15 protein-coding genes are annotated in these 14,798 nt (G+C 61.6%); 5 read left to right on the top strand and 10 right to left on the bottom strand.

What is annotated here, in order from left to right:
- Window positions 1–132 precede the first annotated feature (132 nt).
- The 3 genes from PG900_RS20300 to arcB all read right to left on the bottom strand — a co-directional run bounded on the left by PG900_RS20300 (window position 133) and on the right by arcB (window position 4,355).
- Window positions 133–336, bottom strand: a complete 204-nt coding sequence (locus PG900_RS20300) for a hypothetical protein (RefSeq protein ID WP_011704847.1) — start codon at window positions 334–336, stop codon at window positions 133–135.
- A 322-nt stretch (window positions 337–658) separates the two neighbouring features.
- Window positions 659–2,014, bottom strand: coding sequence for a dGTPase (gene dgt / locus PG900_RS20295; protein ID WP_270832131.1), 1,356 nt, complete (start codon window positions 2,012–2,014; stop codon window positions 659–661).
- 28 nt (window positions 2,015–2,042) lie between these two features.
- Window positions 2,043–4,355, bottom strand: a complete 2,313-nt coding sequence (gene arcB / locus PG900_RS20290; RefSeq protein ID WP_270800542.1) for an aerobic respiration two-component sensor histidine kinase ArcB — start codon at window positions 4,353–4,355, stop codon at window positions 2,043–2,045.
- A 207-nt stretch (window positions 4,356–4,562) separates the two neighbouring features.
- Here arcB and PG900_RS20285 point away from each other — a divergent pair, with 207 nt between their 5' ends.
- Window positions 4,563–5,561: a DUF2860 family protein gene (locus PG900_RS20285; protein WP_024944318.1), complete on the top strand. Its 999-nt coding sequence runs from the start codon at window positions 4,563–4,565 to the stop codon at window positions 5,559–5,561.
- A gap of 68 nt (window positions 5,562–5,629) precedes the next feature.
- Here the strand turns inward: PG900_RS20285 and PG900_RS20280 are convergent, their stop codons facing one another.
- From PG900_RS20280 to PG900_RS20265, 4 genes are all read right to left on the bottom strand, one after another.
- Window positions 5,630–6,328, bottom strand: coding sequence for a DUF3334 family protein (locus PG900_RS20280; protein WP_158197929.1), 699 nt, complete (start codon window positions 6,326–6,328; stop codon window positions 5,630–5,632).
- Between the two features lie 98 nt (window positions 6,329–6,426).
- Window positions 6,427–6,864, bottom strand: coding sequence for an HIT domain-containing protein (locus PG900_RS20275; RefSeq protein WP_029301727.1), 438 nt, complete (start codon window positions 6,862–6,864; stop codon window positions 6,427–6,429).
- 72 nt (window positions 6,865–6,936) lie between these two features.
- Window positions 6,937–7,578, bottom strand: a complete 642-nt coding sequence (locus PG900_RS20270) for a DUF2057 domain-containing protein (RefSeq protein WP_270832129.1) — start codon at window positions 7,576–7,578, stop codon at window positions 6,937–6,939.
- Window positions 7,579–7,650: 72 nt separating this feature from the next.
- On the bottom strand, window positions 7,651–8,550 hold the full coding sequence (locus PG900_RS20265; protein ID WP_158197930.1) for a LysR family transcriptional regulator: 900 nt from the start codon (window positions 8,548–8,550) through the stop codon (window positions 7,651–7,653).
- 98 nt (window positions 8,551–8,648) lie between these two features.
- Here PG900_RS20265 and PG900_RS20260 point away from each other — a divergent pair, with 98 nt between their 5' ends.
- Window positions 8,649–9,251 carry a short chain dehydrogenase gene (locus PG900_RS20260; protein ID WP_016349590.1) on the top strand — a complete coding sequence of 201 codons (603 nt, stop codon included), beginning with the start codon at window positions 8,649–8,651 and terminating at the stop codon, window positions 9,249–9,251.
- Window positions 9,252–9,394: 143 nt separating this feature from the next.
- Here PG900_RS20260 and PG900_RS20255 read toward each other — a convergent pair whose 3' ends face one another.
- The 3 genes from PG900_RS20255 to dapA all read right to left on the bottom strand — a co-directional run bounded on the left by PG900_RS20255 (window position 9,395) and on the right by dapA (window position 12,568).
- Window positions 9,395–10,498 carry a phosphoribosylaminoimidazolesuccinocarboxamide synthase gene (locus tag PG900_RS20255; RefSeq protein WP_029303855.1) on the bottom strand — a complete coding sequence of 368 codons (1,104 nt, stop codon included), beginning with the start codon at window positions 10,496–10,498 and terminating at the stop codon, window positions 9,395–9,397.
- Between the two features lie 65 nt (window positions 10,499–10,563).
- Window positions 10,564–11,688 (bottom strand): outer membrane protein assembly factor BamC, encoded by a 1,125-nt coding sequence (gene bamC, locus PG900_RS20250; RefSeq protein WP_029301731.1) that lies wholly within the window; start codon window positions 11,686–11,688, stop codon window positions 10,564–10,566.
- Window positions 11,681–12,568 carry a 4-hydroxy-tetrahydrodipicolinate synthase gene (gene dapA / locus PG900_RS20245; RefSeq protein WP_223951831.1) on the bottom strand — a complete coding sequence of 296 codons (888 nt, stop codon included), beginning with the start codon at window positions 12,566–12,568 and terminating at the stop codon, window positions 11,681–11,683. Before dapA ends, bamC begins: the two co-directional genes overlap by 8 nt.
- 283 nt (window positions 12,569–12,851) lie before the next feature.
- Between dapA and PG900_RS20240 the strand changes: the two genes are divergently transcribed.
- The 3 genes from PG900_RS20240 to PG900_RS20230 all read left to right on the top strand — a co-directional run bounded on the left by PG900_RS20240 (window position 12,852) and on the right by PG900_RS20230 (window position 14,784).
- Complete coding sequence (locus PG900_RS20240) at window positions 12,852–13,385, top strand: glycine cleavage system protein R (RefSeq protein WP_016349586.1); 534 nt, start codon at window positions 12,852–12,854, stop codon at window positions 13,383–13,385.
- A gap of 21 nt (window positions 13,386–13,406) precedes the next feature.
- Complete coding sequence (bcp, locus tag PG900_RS20235) at window positions 13,407–13,871, top strand: thioredoxin-dependent thiol peroxidase (RefSeq protein ID WP_024944312.1); 465 nt, start codon at window positions 13,407–13,409, stop codon at window positions 13,869–13,871.
- A 412-nt stretch (window positions 13,872–14,283) separates the two neighbouring features.
- The gene (locus PG900_RS20230; protein WP_010634968.1) at window positions 14,284–14,784 is read left to right on the top strand and encodes a YfbU family protein; all 501 of its coding nucleotides are present in this window, start codon (window positions 14,284–14,286) and stop codon (window positions 14,782–14,784) included.
- The last annotated feature ends 14 nt before the right edge of the window (window positions 14,785–14,798 follow it).

The raw sequence follows: 14,798 nt of genomic DNA, 5'->3' as shown, positions 1-14,798 counted from the left end.
CTTGGAGAGCGATCATAGGGATTTTGGCAAAATGTGCGAATAGAAATTCGTAACAGAACTCGTCCGGATACGAAAAACGGCAGGCTCACGCCTGCCGTTTTCTAGCAAGAAGGGGGCCAAGACCCCCTCTTGTCAGGTTATTCGGTTCCCGAGTCGGAAGCCGGTTTGATATTCCCGCTCACGGATGTGGGCGATCTGCACATTTTGCCCTTCCAGACCGATGTCCTTGAGCAGAGCAGGCGACAGATGCAGGTAGCTGACACGACGCTCCAGCCGGGTAATCCGTTTCTGGACCAGGGTTTCGACGGTGCGCAGCAGGGTCAGTTCGATAGACATAATATTCTCCAGTTGAACGTGCGGTTCCCCCGGAGAGAAGAGATCACCCTGCGGGACAACCGCGGGTGATGAAAAAGCAGGTGTTACCTGTTTCCTCCACGCGGCAGAAAAAGAGCACGAGTCTTCGCGCTGCTGATGCAGCGGTCGAACGCAACGTTTAGCATTGAATGTTGCATATCCGTCTCCTTACCGAGTGAAAGTTGAACAAGTTGCCACAGTCTAAAAAAAGACCGAATTTTATACAAGAACCTCACCCCCCATATGGGGAGGTGAGTCATCTGTCAATACTCATCCGGCACAGGCTGACCCGTGCCGCTCTGGCTCAGATCCCGGACAACAGCCGGAACTCCTCCAGCGCATAGGTATCCGTCATGCCGCTCACGTAGTCGAGCAGCAGCCGTACCCGGAAGTACCACTCCTGCTCCGCCCCGTCGCTGAAGCGCGGATCCCGACCGGCCACCGCCAACCGGTATGCCTTGAGATGACGGGCCGACAGCCGATGAAACAACCGGCGAGCAAAGAACAGCTCGCTGCCCCCCTGCCCGGCCAGCAGCCGCTCGAACTGCGTGGCCGGCAGCGCCAGCAGACAGGCATAGGTGGAGAGCACCCCGCGCAGGGCGGCATAACCCTCCAGCTCCAGCGCCTCCACCTCTGGGCGCATGAATACCAGCTCGCGAGCCACTTGCTTGAGGGTATCGAGCACCCGCGCCGCCGGTGCCTGACCGTGCAGCAGGGCCTGGGGATAGGCGCCGCTCAGGATCTGCGGGTGCTCGCTCACATAGGTGTGAGCGGCCAGTTCCACCAGATCCCGGGTCAGCTGCTGGCGAAAGTGGGGGAAGAAGCCCCTGCCCGAGGCGGTCGCCTCCGCCAGCAAGCCGGCCATGTAGGCGCCGTCATCGGCCAGCCGTAGCGCCTGTTGCAGCTCGCTCAGGCTGAGGATGCGCCGGTCCACCGCATCTTCGAGATCGGCGATGCAGTAGGAGATGTCGTCGGCCGCTTCCATGATGTAGACCAGCGGATGACGGCAGCCGGGGGCCAACCCCAGGCTCTGGCCGAGGGCGCGGTAGAGGGGTTGTTCGCTGAAGAAGATGCCGCGCTTGCTGGCCCAGCCGTGATGTTGACCGCCGTGCAGGGGTTGCTGCGGGTACTTGCACTGCGCCGCCAGCTGCCCCAGGGTCAGGTTCAGCTCGTGCAGGCTGTGCACCAGCCGCAGACTCTGGGCATTGCCGTCAAACACCAGCAGATCCTGGCGAAGCGTTGCCCACTGCGGGCTGGGGTTGCTGCCAAGGGCCTCGGCAAACAACCCATCCAGCGCCTGCGCCAGCCACTGGCTCATCACCTGCTCGCCAAAGTGACCGAACGGCGGGTTGCCGACGTCGTGCAACAGGCAGGACATCTCCACCAGATTGATGAAGGCCCCCTCGCACACCGACCCCGCCGGCAGGGCCGCCAGAATGCGGCGGCTGATCTGGCGGCCGGTCTCCTGCACCTCCAGCGAATGGGTGAGACGGCTGCGCACCGAGGCCTTCACGTCGAGCGGAAAGACCTGGGTCTTCTGCTGCAGCCGGCGCACCGGCGCCGCCTGCACGATGCGGGCGCGATCCTGTTCGGTCGCCTCCAGCAGATCTTCGTCACCCCAGCGATGGATGCGCTCGGGAGTAATCAAACGGCTATACATGTTGCGGCTCCTTGCCTGCGGCTCGCATCTACGAGAGCAGCCAGCGCTTCAAGCGGGCGATGTCGCCCGGACATTCGCGGCGCAGCGACTCTATCCAGTCTTCCACGTTCTCCCACCAGGCGGGATGATCCGGGCTCTGGATCAGCTGGGCCAGCTGCTGCAGCCGGCGCAGACCGATGGAGCCGGCTGCCCCTTTTATCTTGTGCGCCTCCTCCACCACGCCGGCCTGATCCCGGGCAATCATGTTGGAGTCGAGCACCGCCATGTAGTCGGGCATCATCTTCTCGAACAGCTCGACGCTGGAGATCAGCACCTGTTTGCCCACGGTATCGGCGTAATCGGTGAGGAAGGGCAAGTCCAGCAGCGCATCCTGACTGTCCGCATCCGCCTGTTCGTCCGCCTCATCCTCGGCCAAATCGGCAAACAGGTGGCCAATCACCTCCCGCACCGCCTTCGAGCCGAGCGGCTTGTTGATCACATCCTGCATGCCGTGATCCCGGTAGTACTGGCGATCGCCGGTGGCGTTGGCGGTAAGTGCCACCATGGGCGGCAGGCTGTCGCCGTAGCGGGCGAGCAGTTGTTCCGCCACATCGAAACCGGTCATGTCCGGCAGCTGGATATCCAGCAGGATCAGATCAAAATCGTCGGGATTGGCCATGGCCAGCGCCTGGGCGCCATCCCGCGCCACCTTGACCTCATGACCCAGCTTGTTGAGCAGGGCGCAGGCCACGGTCACGTTGAGCTCGACGTCCTCCACCAGCAGGATATCGAGGCAGGGCATCTCGGGCTCGGCCGCGGGCGCCTGGGCGGCGACGCAGTCCACCTCCAGCTCGGCGGTGAAGCAGGCGCCCTCGCCCGGATCGCTGTCCACGTAGAGCTGGCCGCCCATCGCCTGCACCAGCTGGCGGGAGACCGCCAACCCGATACCGGTGCCGGTGGCGTGCTTCTTGCCCTGCACCTGATAGTACATGGCGAAGATCTTCTCCTGCTGGGCACGGGGAATGCCGACCCCGGTGTCTTCCACCTCGAAGTGCAGGGCCAGCTTGCCCGGTGTGTCGGCCGGGTGAGTGAGGCAGCGCACCGTCACCCCCCCCTCGTCGGTAAACTTGACCGCATTGCCCACCAGATTCCACAACACCTGGCGCAACCGGGTCCCGTCCGCCATCACGAACTGCGGCACGTCGCCATCCCGGTCGAAATGCAGATAGAGCCCCTTCTGCTCCGCCTGGATGCGCGACAGCGTCTCCAGCTCGTCGAGGAAGGCTGGCAAGTCGATGGGGGTCGGGGCAATTTCCAGCCGGCGCCGGTCCAGCTTGTCGAGATCGATGATGTCATTGAAGATGTTGCCGAGCGTCACCGCGCTCAGGTGAATGGTCTTGAGCTGCTGGTGCTGCTTGGGATCGAGCGGCGTATCCATCAGCATCCGGCTCAAACCGACGATGCCGTTGAGCGGGGTACGCAGTTCGTGGCTGATGGTGGAGATGAAGGTGGTCTTGTCGCGGCTCGCCTTCTCCAGCTTGTCCTGATACTGCTTGCGTTCGGTGATGTCGCGACCAAAACCGAGCAGGCCGAGCCGCTTGCCAAAGCGATCGAAGAAGGGCACCTTGCGCAGCTCGAAGTAGGCCTTGCGACCGTCTGGGTACTCCAGCCACTGTTCATAGGTGAGCGGCTCGTTCTGGGCGAAGACCTGCTTGTCGGTCTCCACCACCTTGCTGGCGATGTCGTGCTTGTAGACATCGAACGGGGTCAAGCCGATGAGCTCCGCCTCCACCTTGCCGGTGAGCTCCTCCATGGCGCGATTGCAGCCGGAGAACTGCTCGTCTTCGTTGCGGTAGTAGACCAGATCAGGGGAGCAGTCGATGAAGGAGCGCAGCAGGGCGGTGCGCTCCCCCAGATGCAGCTGGGCCTTCTCGCGCTGGAATACCTCGTTCTCCAGATCCTCGATGGCCTGCTGACGCAGGGTCTCGGCCCGGTTGGTTTCGGCGATCTGGGCGTTGAGGCGGCTGATGTTCTCCTGCAGCTGGCTGTTGAGCTCGAGATCCCGCTCACGCATGTCCTGCAGCTTGCGCACCATGCGGGTCAGCCGCTGGCGGGAGTCCTCCAGCTGATCCACCACGATGGAGAGAAAATAGACGGCCCAGGGGGTGACCAGCAGGCCGAAGAAGACCGAGCGCACCAGGTCGACGATGTCCACTGTGCCGCGCAGGAACAGGGTGACCCCCATCTGGATCGAAACGGCCAGCACTATGATGCCGGTGGCCAGGAACATGCTGAAGCGCACCAGTCCCAGCTTGGTCATCAGGTCGACGTAATATTGCGCCCAGGATTTGATTTGTTTCATCTTATTGTTTTCTCCCCGATATTCGCCGAACAGAATACCAGCACAGCGCGCCGAACTCTTGTGCCGTCGCACGATAAATTATCGGTTAACCTCCTCCGCCCGCTGGGGTAGCATGCCGGAGTCAATTCGGTCAGCCCGGGTTAAGCCTGGCTGGCTATAATGTTCGGCCGTTCAATTCAACCAACTGATATTTCAGGAGTCTCATCGATGCGTAATCTCACCCTGCTGAGTCTTGGCCTGCTGGCAGCCAATGCCGCCCACGCCGATCTGGGCGAGATCCCCAAGCAGTCCGGCTGGTCCGGCTTCCTGCTGGGCGGGGTCAACGCCGTCAGCTACAAGTCCAACTTCTATGCCGGCGATGACAACCACAGTCGCATCAATGACCTCGGCTCACCCGACAGCGAGAGCGGCCTGACGCCGCTGCTCAACGCCGATATCCGCTACACCTTTGCCGATACCCGTACCCAGATCTTCCTCGGCAACCTGATCCAGGACGCGGTGCGCTTCGACTTCACCCAGCAGCTCGGCCTGCGCCAGGAGATGGGTGACAAGGGCATAGTCGCCACCTCGCTGGTGTTCAACGTCATGCCGGTCGAGCTGTGGAGTGATCCCTTCGCCACCGGGGTGGATCGCAGCTCCACCGATGTGAAATCAAAAGGGGCCCGTTTTGCCTGGGACAAGATCTGGGGCAGCAACTTCTACGGCAACCTGACCACCCGGGAGGTGGACATGGATGAGGAGCGCAGCGGCCAGCAGTATGACCAGAGCCACGGCACCCACTACGCCGACATGCTGGATCGCAACGGCAAGATGCACGACATGGAGCTCTCCTACCAGTGGCACTTTGGCGGCAACCAGCTGCTGGAGCCGGCCATCGTCTACAAGCAGGCCCGCCTTGACGGCAGTGCCGAGAGTTTCAAGAACACCGGCCTGAAGCTGACCTATGCCAAGCGCGGCCCCCAGTGGTCCTTCGTCAGCAACCTCTATACCGGCAAGCGCAAGTATGACGAGGCGAACCCCATCTTCGGCCAGCGTGCCGATGCCGACGAATTCGCCATCAACGGCACCTTCTTCTGGCACAACCTGTTTGGCGTCAACGCCCTCGCCGCCACCTTCACCGCCGCCTATGCCAGCGCCGACTCGGACATCAACTTCTACGACAGTCAGTCCACCCGCTTCAGCACGGGTCTGCTCTACAACTTCTAAACCCAACCCGCATCAACAAACAAGGCCACCCCATGGGTGGCCTCGTCATTTGCAACGGCCTGCGGCCATCAGATCCCGAGCGAATCGAGCAGATCGTCGTGATCGTTGGTCACCGGGGCGGCGGCCGGGGCCGGCTGGGCAGCCTCGCGCTTGGTCTGGGCGATCAGGGCATCCGGATCCAACTCTTCTTGATCCATGCCGTCGTTGTGGATGCGGATGAACTCGGTCTTGTCCATTGCCAGCTCCAGATAGAAGATGTTGTTGCGGGCGGTGAAGAAGGTGACCCGGCGCGACTCCGGACTGTCGAGGTTGGTATCGACGCTCAGCATCACCTGCTTGTTGAGGGCCAGCATCTTCGGCTGGTTCTGGGTGATGTGGGTCTGCAGATCCCGGCCGACCTTGACGGTGAAGCTGCCGACGATCTGGTTCATCAGCTCGCCCATCACGTTGCTCACCTCGTCCGAGGTATGGGAGATGGCGAGATCTTCCTTGGAGAGCCCCATGCTGAGCATGTAGCTCTCGTACAGCTCCATGGCGGCGGAGGCGGAGAAGTTGATCACCACCAGGCCGGAGAAGCCGCCGTCAAACAGTACGAAGCAGCCGATATCCGGCTTGAGGCAGGTCTTGCTGATCCGCTGCACCATGCCGGAGAAACGCACCTGACTCTGGGTTGCCGCACTCAATACATCCGTGACCGAATGGCACAGGCTCAGCAGCACGTCCTCTGTGGTCAATACGGTATCGTTGTCGGCTCTTGTCACTATCATGGGACCTTCCTGAACATCGAAAATGGGCTTATCTATACCATAACTCTAACAGATAGCGCGGCTTGGGCTTCGAAATAGCGAGCCGCCTCTCAGTTGATTCAATTGTCAGTGCCAAGCGGGCTGAATCCGGCCAGATTGGCCAGCTTGAGACGCCAGCTGGCCGCCTCTGCCAGCAATGCGTCTTCCTCATAGGGCACGGAGGGGTGAGCCCCCCAGATGGGACCAGGCCAGGCCTTGTCTGTACTGAAACGGGCGACATGATGCAGATGCAGCTGGGGTACCAGATTGCCGAGCGCCGCCACGTTGATCTTGTCCGGCCGCAGCGCCTGCTCCATCAGGGTGGCGACCGCGCAGGACTCCTCCATCAGCTGCTGTTGCTGCGCCGGTGCCAGGTGGTGAATTTCCCGCAGATTGGCCACTCTCGGCACCAGGATCAGCCAGGGATACTGGCTGTCCTTGGCCAGCAGGACGCGGCAAAGGGGCAGATCGCCGAGCAGGCGGGTATCTGCCTGCAGGCGGCTGTGCAGTTCAAACATGAAGACCTCGTTGACGTAAGGTGGGCGCGATGCAAGATGAGAGCACCCACGTTACTGCAACGGGCCGCAAACTTAAAGTCGCGGCACGGCCCAGCTGACAAAGCGCTTGCGAAGCGCAGGGTCGGCCTTGAGGAAGAGTTGTTGCAACTGCCTCTCCAGCGCGCTGGCCGCCACCGGTTCAACCGCAGCGGTGGTTGCGGTGACAGGCACGACCGTGCTCAATGCCGCCTTGCCGCCGCTCTGGTTGTATTCGACCAGCTTGGCCCGCCAGTCCATCCCTATCAGCATGCCGCTGGTGATCAGCGCATCCTGCTGGCTGGCAATGCGCTGGCCACCGGCCTGCAGCCCCATGACGGGAGACTCGGCATACTGCGCCATGCCCCGCTCATCGCTCGGCAAATTGGCGACCAGTCGTACCTGCTGCTGGCTGGCTTGATAACGCAACACCTGCGGCACAGAGCGCAACTGGCGGTCATTCTCGCTGCTGCTGCGACTCAGGATCACTCCTTCATAACGCACCAGCAACTGCTGCTCCCCATCCGGCAGGGTGGCATGCTGCTCATCGTGCAGCGTGCCCGCACTCACCGCCAGGATCTGGAAATCCGCCGGCACCGTCACCTCGACGGCCGCCCAAGCCGCACTGCCCAGCACCATCTTCATGCCCAGCGCTGCCCACAGCAGCGATACCCCACGCCCGTACCGATAACTCTTCATGTTCGCTCACCTTCCTGTTCGCGTTGATGGGCGCAGGCTAGCAGCCGAAGATGACAGAAAAATAACGAGGGCTCAGAGCAGGTAATGGGGGCGCTCGGCAAACCACTGGGCCAACACCTGCTTGAACAGCCGGATCTTGCGCGGCACCCGCCGCTGCTGGGCGTGCAGGACGTGCAGCGGGTGCAACCCGGTCTGCCACTCCGCCAGCACGGTGACCAGCTCCCCCTGCGCCAGCCAGGATTCCACCAGCATCAGCGGGCACTTGGCGTACCCCATGCCGGCCCGAGCCAGCTGCAGCACGGTACTGTAGTGGTTGGCCCGCACCTTGCCCTGCACCAGGATGTGCGCCTCCTCCTCCCCCTTGCGAAAGTGCCACTGCTCCCAGGCCGGGTTGTGGCCCTGCAGCAGGCAGGGCCGCCCGCCCAGCTCATAAGGGGTGGCGGGGATCCCCTCCCGCGCCAGCAGAACCGGGCTGGCTACAACCACGTCCTTGAGTCTGCCGAGCGGCAGCGCCACCAGGTTGTCGGGAATGCTGCTCATGGCGCGCAGGGCGATGTCGTGCTCCCCCTGGCTCATGTCGATCATGGCGTTGGTGAAGTTCAATTCGACCTGGACGCCGGGGCAGAGCTCGGCAAAGCGAGCCAGCAGATCGTTCACCATGCGATCACCGGTACTGACCGGGCAGGTGAAGCGCAGCCGGCCGCCATCCTCCTCGGTCAGCGCCTGGATATCCTGCTCCGCCTGGCGCGCCAGCGCGAAGATCTCGCCAGCCTGCTGATAGAGGGTCCGGCCCGCCTCGGTGAGGCTGAGTCGGCGGGTGGTACGCTGCAGCAGCTGGGCATTGAGGGTTGATTCCAGCGCGCTGACGTGACGGCTCAGCATCCCCTTGCTCACCCCCAGGCGGTCGGCTGCGGCCGAGAAACTGCCCTTTTGCACCACCTCGTAAAAACTGGCCAGGTGGGAGATGTCCATTCATTAGCTCCAATATGGAAACAATGCGTTTATTTTACGCGCTTTTTCTCCCTTTTCATCGCGCTAGAATCAACACATCCCAACCAGGAGTGAAACAGATGAAGATTGTGATTGTGGGTGCCTCCGGCACCGTCGGCTCCGCCGTCAGCGAGTTGCTTGCCAAAGACCACCAGGTGATCCGGGTCGGTCACAGCCAGGGGGACGCCACGGTCGACATGCGCGACCCCGCCTCCATCAAGGCGCTGTTCGCCAAGCTGGGCCAGTTCGATGCGCTGGTGGTGGCCAGTGGCAGCGTGGCCTTCAACGCCCTCACCGAGATGACCGACGAGCAGTGGCAAGTGGGGCTTCAGAGCAAGCTGATGGGCCAGATCAACCTGACCCGGGCCGCCATCCCCCACCTGAACGACAAGGGCTCCATCACCTTGATCAGCGGCATCCTGAGCGAGGAGCCCATCAACTGGGGGGCGAGCGCGACCACCATCAACGGCGCCATCGATCACTTCGTCAAGGCGGCAGCCTGCGAGCTGCCGCGGGGTCTGCGCATCAACGTGGTGAGCCCGACCGTGCTGACGGAGTCGATGGATAAATACGCCAGCTTCTTCCCGGGCTTCGTCCCCGTGCCCGCCGCCAGGGTGGCGCAGGCCTACCAGAAGTCGGTACTGGGGGTGCAGACCGGCCAGGTATTCAGGGTCAACGGTTGATCGCCGCCCTGCTGCCACCCAGCCGGCACGGCAACAAAAACGGGCCCCGTGATGGGGCCCGTTCCATTGCTGCCAGCGTACGTGGCTTATAGCCAGCAGATAGCAAACGTTTGTTTTTACGACAACAAAAAAGGCGGTGTGCCTCAGTCGATCAGCCCATACTGCGCGCGCAGCACTTCGATGATCTCCTGCTTCGGATTGGCGCTGCGTACCAGCGGCTGACCGATGATCTTCTCGGCAATCCCCACATAGGTGTTGGAGATGTCCATCATCACCTCGGTCGGCAACTTGTTGTCGCGGGCCAGGGCGAAGCGCTCGGGCATGCGGTGCTTGTTGAGCAGGATGTCCGGATCCGGGAAGTGGTTGAGCAGCCACTGGCGGAAACCCTCTTTCGACTTCTCGACGATCTGGCCGTCGCGCAGGGCGGCGCCATCCCAGATGCGGGAGCTGTCGGGGGTGCCCACTTCATCCATGTAGATCAGCTTCTCGTTGCCGGCGGCGTCATTGACGTAGCCAAACTCGAACTTGGTGTCGACGAAGATCTGATCCAGCTCGGCCAGCGCGTCACTGATGACGTTGAAGCCTTCCTTGAGCAGCACTTCGTAGCGGTCGATGTCGGCCGGCTTGCTGAAGTTGAAGCCTTGGTAGTGGCGTTCGATGTCGGCACGGGAGACGTTGACGTCGTCGGCTTCCGGCACGCCGTCCAGCCCGGTCAGCACGCCCTTGGTAGAGGGGGTGATGAGGATCTCGGGCAGCTTCTGATCCTTCTTCAGTCCTTCCGGCAGGGTGATGCCGCAGAACTCGCGCTCGCCATCCTTGTAGGCACGCCACATGGAGCCGGTGATGTACTGGCGGGCAATCGCCTCGATCATCACGGGGCGGGCTTTTTGCACGATCCAGACGAAGGGATGGGGGATGTCCAGGATGTGGCTGTCGGCCAGCCCCTTCTCCTTGAACAGCTTGAACCAGTGGCTGGAGATGGCGTTGAGCGCAGCCCCTTTGCCCGGCACGCCGTTGAGCCCGTCCACGCCCTGCCAGATGCAGTCGAAGGCCGAGATCCGGTCACTGATCACCATGATGGCGAGCGGCGCATCTGCCGGCACGTCGTAACCCTTCTCGCGGATGAGGCGGGCACTGTCTGCGGCGGTCAGCCAGTAGACGCTGCGCACCTTGCCGGAATGGACGGGTTTATCGGTACGGATCGGCAAATCGTCGTTCACCGCCAATACTTGATCTGCAAGACTCATGGTAAGTAACACTTCCTGTTTGTGGGGGGTTTACATAACAAAACAGGGGCACAAGGCCCCTGTTTCTATTCTGTTTTTGCAGCTTGGTCAGCCAGACCCTTGGCGAATGCCTCGGACAGACTGATGTACATCTGGGAGATGACACCGGACGACACGGGCTTCTTGTCCTTGTCGAACAGGGTGATGGAGGTCTTGCCCCCCGCCATCTCGCCAAGCTGGAAGCGATACTTGTCTTCGTCCAGCTTGAACGGCTCGCTGCCCTTGGCCTTCCAGAATTCGCTGCCCGGCTCGTCGTACTCCACGTCGATCCAGCCCAGCGACTGCTGGGTATCCTTGATGGTGAAACCGTAGGCCGGCAGCACCTGATTGAGACGACGCCACACCTGGTCAAACGAGCCATCGGCGATCCAGGCGCTCAGCTCGTTGTTGTCCAGACCCAGTTCCAGCCCCATGCCATCGTTGGCCTTGTGCTGTTCGCGGGACTTGAGCTGCTTGTCGTAGTAGAGCGAGAACTGGTTGAGGGCCCGGGTCGCATAGCGCTGGGCATCCGCCGGGGTCAACTCCTTGCTGGTCTCGCCATCGACGGTCTCTTCATGATCCAGCACCCGTACCGACATGTTGACGGCGTGGCGCTGAGGATCGTTGCGCAGGGTGAACTGGTAGCGCTGGCGAATGACGAAGTCATCGTCCTCTTCACTCCAGCCGTCGAGCGCCTTGGTGTTGTCAAACCAGCCGGTCTGCAGCACGCCGGCCTGCTGGTCCAGCTTCTCGGTGGTGACCTTGTACTGGGCGAGGAAGTTCATCAGGAAGGCCCAGGTATCGCGCTCCACGCTCTGGGAGGTGCTGAGGGCGTAGAAGGCCATGGTGGGTTCGCCAGCATTGGCCACCACCTGGCTGCCCGGTACCACGGTCAGCAGCTGGGCGGGTGGACGCACGTCAACCTTGGCACCCAGCGCGCCGTCACGGCTGCTCTCGGGCAGGGCCGGAATGTCGAAACTGCTGTTAAAGGCGGGGGTATTCAACCCGGCCGGTACCAGAAACGCACGGCCTTCAAGGCGGGCATCCTCGTACTCGAAACCACGGTTGGCCATCTTGCGTTCCTGGGGTGAGCTACAGGCTGCCAGCACGGCAACGGTCGCCACACTCAGCACCAGGCGCACTGCATTTCCCTTTCCATTTGCTTTAAACACTCGCCATCAACTCCGCAGTCGTCAGTGCTCGCGCCATCGCCTGTTCGCCCTCGGGGGTGAGGTCGGTGAGCGGCAGACGCAAGGTGGCCGTCGCAATCAATCCCAGCTGGGCACAGGCCCACTTCACCGGGATAGGACTCGGTTCGCAGAACAGAGTCTGATGCAACGGCATCAATCGATTGTTGATGTCGTGCGCTCGTCCGGCATCACCGGCCAGCGCAGCACGACACATGTCGGCCATCTGGGCCGCTGCAATATTGGTGGTGACCGAAATGACTCCGTCCCCGCCTTGCAGCATGAAATCACATCCACTGGCATCATCGCCACTATAAAGCGCGAATTGTGCGCCGCACAGCTCGCGCAGCAGCGGCGTACGGCTCAGATCCCCGGTCGCCTCTTTCAGGCCTATGATGCCGGGCACCCTGGCCAGTCGGGCTACCGTCTCCGGTTTGAGATCGCAACCGGTACGACCGGGCACATTATAAAGAATTTGGGGCAGACCACTAGCCTCGGCGATCGCACAATAGTGACGATAGAGGCCTTCCTGGGTGGGTTTGTTGTAATAGGGGGTGACCGAGAGACCCGCCACCACGCCGGTTTCGGCGAAGCGCTTGGCCAGGTCGATGGCATGGGCGGTATTGTTGGAGCCGCAGCCGGCAATGACCGGAATGCGTCCGGCGGCCAACGCCACGGTTTTCTCCACGACGGCGATGTGCTCCTGCTCGCTCAGGGTCACCGACTCCCCCGTGGTCCCGACCGCCACGATGGCGCTGGTCCCGGCGCTGACATGATAGTCGACCAGAGTGGCCAGACTGGCCCAATCGACTTCGCCTGAAGCCAGCATGGGGGTAACGAGGGCAACAATACTACCGCGCAACATGGATATTTCTCCCGATTTTCAGGGGCGTTATGGTAAAGCTGCCCCCTTGGAAAAACAAGGGAGGCCAGGGGCAAGCCGTGTTACCATCCGGCAAAAACCGCACTGCGCGAGCCGCGGTGGAACACGCCGGACGCTGGTCGTGACACCCCGATACCGTGCTCGTTGCAACGAGATTCTCAACAAGGTTGCCATGCAGGATCGCTGGCAGTGGCCCATGGCCAGCCCCTTCGGGCCATGCCACTGCATCCACATTCGCAACCCGCTAATGGACGAGAGAAGATTTATGACTCATTACCTGGTCGTAACGGCCATCGGCACGGACAGGCCTGGCATCGTCAATGAGGTCACCCGCCACGTCAGTGGGTGTGGCTGCAACATTGTCGACAGCCGTCTTGGCATCTTCGGCAATGAATTCACCTTCATCATGCTGCTGTCCGGTGACTGGAACAGCCTGATGCAGCTCGAGATAAGCCTGCCCCTGCGCAGCCAGGAGTGGGACCTCATCACCATGATGAAGCGCACCGAACGCCATCAGTCGCTGCAATACGACATCAGCGCCAATGCCGAGATCCTGATCCGGGACCAGCCGGGCATCGTAAGCCAGTGCACCCAGTTCTTCAGCGATCACGGCTGGGACATCCAGGCCATGCAGACCATCACCCTGGAACAGCAGCCGTTCAACCTGCTCAAGGCCAGCTTTCAGCTCAATCTGGCCAAGCAGGGAGAGGCGGCCGGCTCGCAGACGGCCTTCGCCGGATTCTGTCGTGAACTGGGCGCAGAATCGTTCGAATTCATCGTCAATCACAAACACGCCTGACGACTCATCCAAGGAGATCCCATGCAACCTTTATCCGCTGGCAGCCTGGCCCCCGATTTTTCCCTGTCCGATCAGGACGGCAACCAGGTACGCCTTGCCGACCTGCGCGGCAAGAAAGTGCTCGTCTACTTCTATCCCAAGGCGATGACCCCGGGCTGCACCACCCAGGCCTGCGGCCTGCGCGACGTCAACGCCGAGCTGGCCGCCCTCAATGTGGTGGTGCTCGGCATCAGCCCGGATCCGGCCAAGCGGCTGAAAAAATTCGAGGAGCGCGACAACCTGAACTTCCGCCTGCTGGCCGATGAAGACCATGCAGTGGCCGATGCGTTTGGCGTCTGGGGCCCGAAGAAGTTCATGGGCAAGGAGTATGACGGTATCCACCGGCTGAGCTTCCTCATCGACGAAGAGGGCAAGATTAGCCATCGCTTTGACAAGTTCAAGACCAGCGATCATCATCAGGTGGTGCTCGACCTGCTCAAGGGCTGAACCCCAGATACCGGTACTGCCCATATGGAAAGGGCCTGCAAGTGCAGGCCCTTTTTTATTCACATGTCGTTGCCTGCCTCGCGTTGCGGGCAGGAGGCTCGATGCCCGGTCCTTCGGCTCGCCTGCCAGGCAAGTGACTGGCGGCGACGTTCTCATTTGTCATGAAGGCGCCGGCTTGCATCCACGATGGGATGCCTTGGTGACGGGTCTTTCGGCGCAGGCCAAATGACGCCCTTATTGTTGCGCCAGTGGGCCAGAAAGCAAGCCGCCAGCCGTTACATTTAATTAACCAGCCGGGGCCGACGTTGATTTCCCGTCCCGCTATCTCGCCAACCTCCCCTGCCAGATCAAAAAATTCATCTTATATATGGGTTAACGTGACCCCAGTTTCATTTTCCAGTGAGAAAAGCCCATGAACATGAGCCACACCGAACGCCTGATCCTGAGCAACCAGTACGAGATTCTGGCCAAACTCAATCCGGAGAAGGCGGCGTTTTACCAACGGGCCAGCACCATCATCGAGCGCGGCTACTGCCTGCAGATCCTCGAACTGGAGAAGAGCTTCGGCCATCTGGATCTGGCCACCTGCCAGGAGGTGATCGACACCCTGGAACTGCACCATGCGCTGGCCATCTCCTGGGGCAACCTGGAAGCGGCCGATCAGGGCGAAATCAATGCCAGCCGGCTGGAGTTCAACGGCTACAGCCGCAGCCAGGAACGGGAGCTGGCCGACTATGTCTGCTTCCTGCTGGAGGTGGACAAGCGCTTCCCCGAGCTCAAATGCCCGTGTGACGAGCTCTCCAGCGACATCGCCATGCGCGACAAGTACCAGCGCATGCTAGCGGTGTGGCGCCAGTGCCCGCGTCAGTACAAGCTCTCCATCCAGGAGATCCGCAAGGTTCTGGCAGCTTGACAGATATGAAAAAG

Source organism: Aeromonas sp. QDB03 (assembly GCF_027707985.1).
Classification (GTDB): domain Bacteria; phylum Pseudomonadota; class Gammaproteobacteria; order Enterobacterales; family Aeromonadaceae; genus Aeromonas; species Aeromonas hydrophila.
Note: the sequence above shows the minus strand (reverse complement) of the source record. Positions and strands in the feature narration are given on the sequence as shown.

Bases quoted from the DNA above. Each gene is read 5' to 3' on its own strand.
- PG900_RS20300 (WP_011704847.1), bottom strand. From the start codon at position 336: ATGTCTATCGAACTGACCCTGCTGCGCACCGTCGAAACCCTGGTCCAG.
- dgt (WP_270832131.1), bottom strand. From the start codon at position 2,014: ATGTATAGCCGTTTGATTACTCCCGAGCGCATCCATCGCTGGGGTGAC.
- arcB (WP_270800542.1), bottom strand. From the start codon at position 4,355: ATGAAACAAATCAAATCCTGGGCGCAATATTACGTCGACCTGATGACC.
- PG900_RS20285 (WP_024944318.1), top strand. From the start codon at position 4,563: ATGCGTAATCTCACCCTGCTGAGTCTTGGCCTGCTGGCAGCCAATGCC.
- PG900_RS20280 (WP_158197929.1), bottom strand. From the start codon at position 6,328: ATGATAGTGACAAGAGCCGACAACGATACCGTATTGACCACAGAGGAC.
- PG900_RS20275 (WP_029301727.1), bottom strand. From the start codon at position 6,864: ATGTTTGAACTGCACAGCCGCCTGCAGGCAGATACCCGCCTGCTCGGC.
- PG900_RS20270 (WP_270832129.1), bottom strand. From the start codon at position 7,578: ATGAAGAGTTATCGGTACGGGCGTGGGGTATCGCTGCTGTGGGCAGCG.
- PG900_RS20265 (WP_158197930.1), bottom strand. From the start codon at position 8,550: ATGGACATCTCCCACCTGGCCAGTTTTTACGAGGTGGTGCAAAAGGGC.
- PG900_RS20260 (WP_016349590.1), top strand. From the start codon at position 8,649: ATGAAGATTGTGATTGTGGGTGCCTCCGGCACCGTCGGCTCCGCCGTC.
- PG900_RS20255 (WP_029303855.1), bottom strand. From the start codon at position 10,498: ATGAGTCTTGCAGATCAAGTATTGGCGGTGAACGACGATTTGCCGATC.
- dapA (WP_223951831.1), bottom strand. From the start codon at position 12,568: ATGTTGCGCGGTAGTATTGTTGCCCTCGTTACCCCCATGCTGGCTTCA.
- PG900_RS20240 (WP_016349586.1), top strand. From the start codon at position 12,852: ATGACTCATTACCTGGTCGTAACGGCCATCGGCACGGACAGGCCTGGC.
- bcp (WP_024944312.1), top strand. From the start codon at position 13,407: ATGCAACCTTTATCCGCTGGCAGCCTGGCCCCCGATTTTTCCCTGTCC.
- PG900_RS20230 (WP_010634968.1), top strand. From the start codon at position 14,284: ATGAACATGAGCCACACCGAACGCCTGATCCTGAGCAACCAGTACGAG.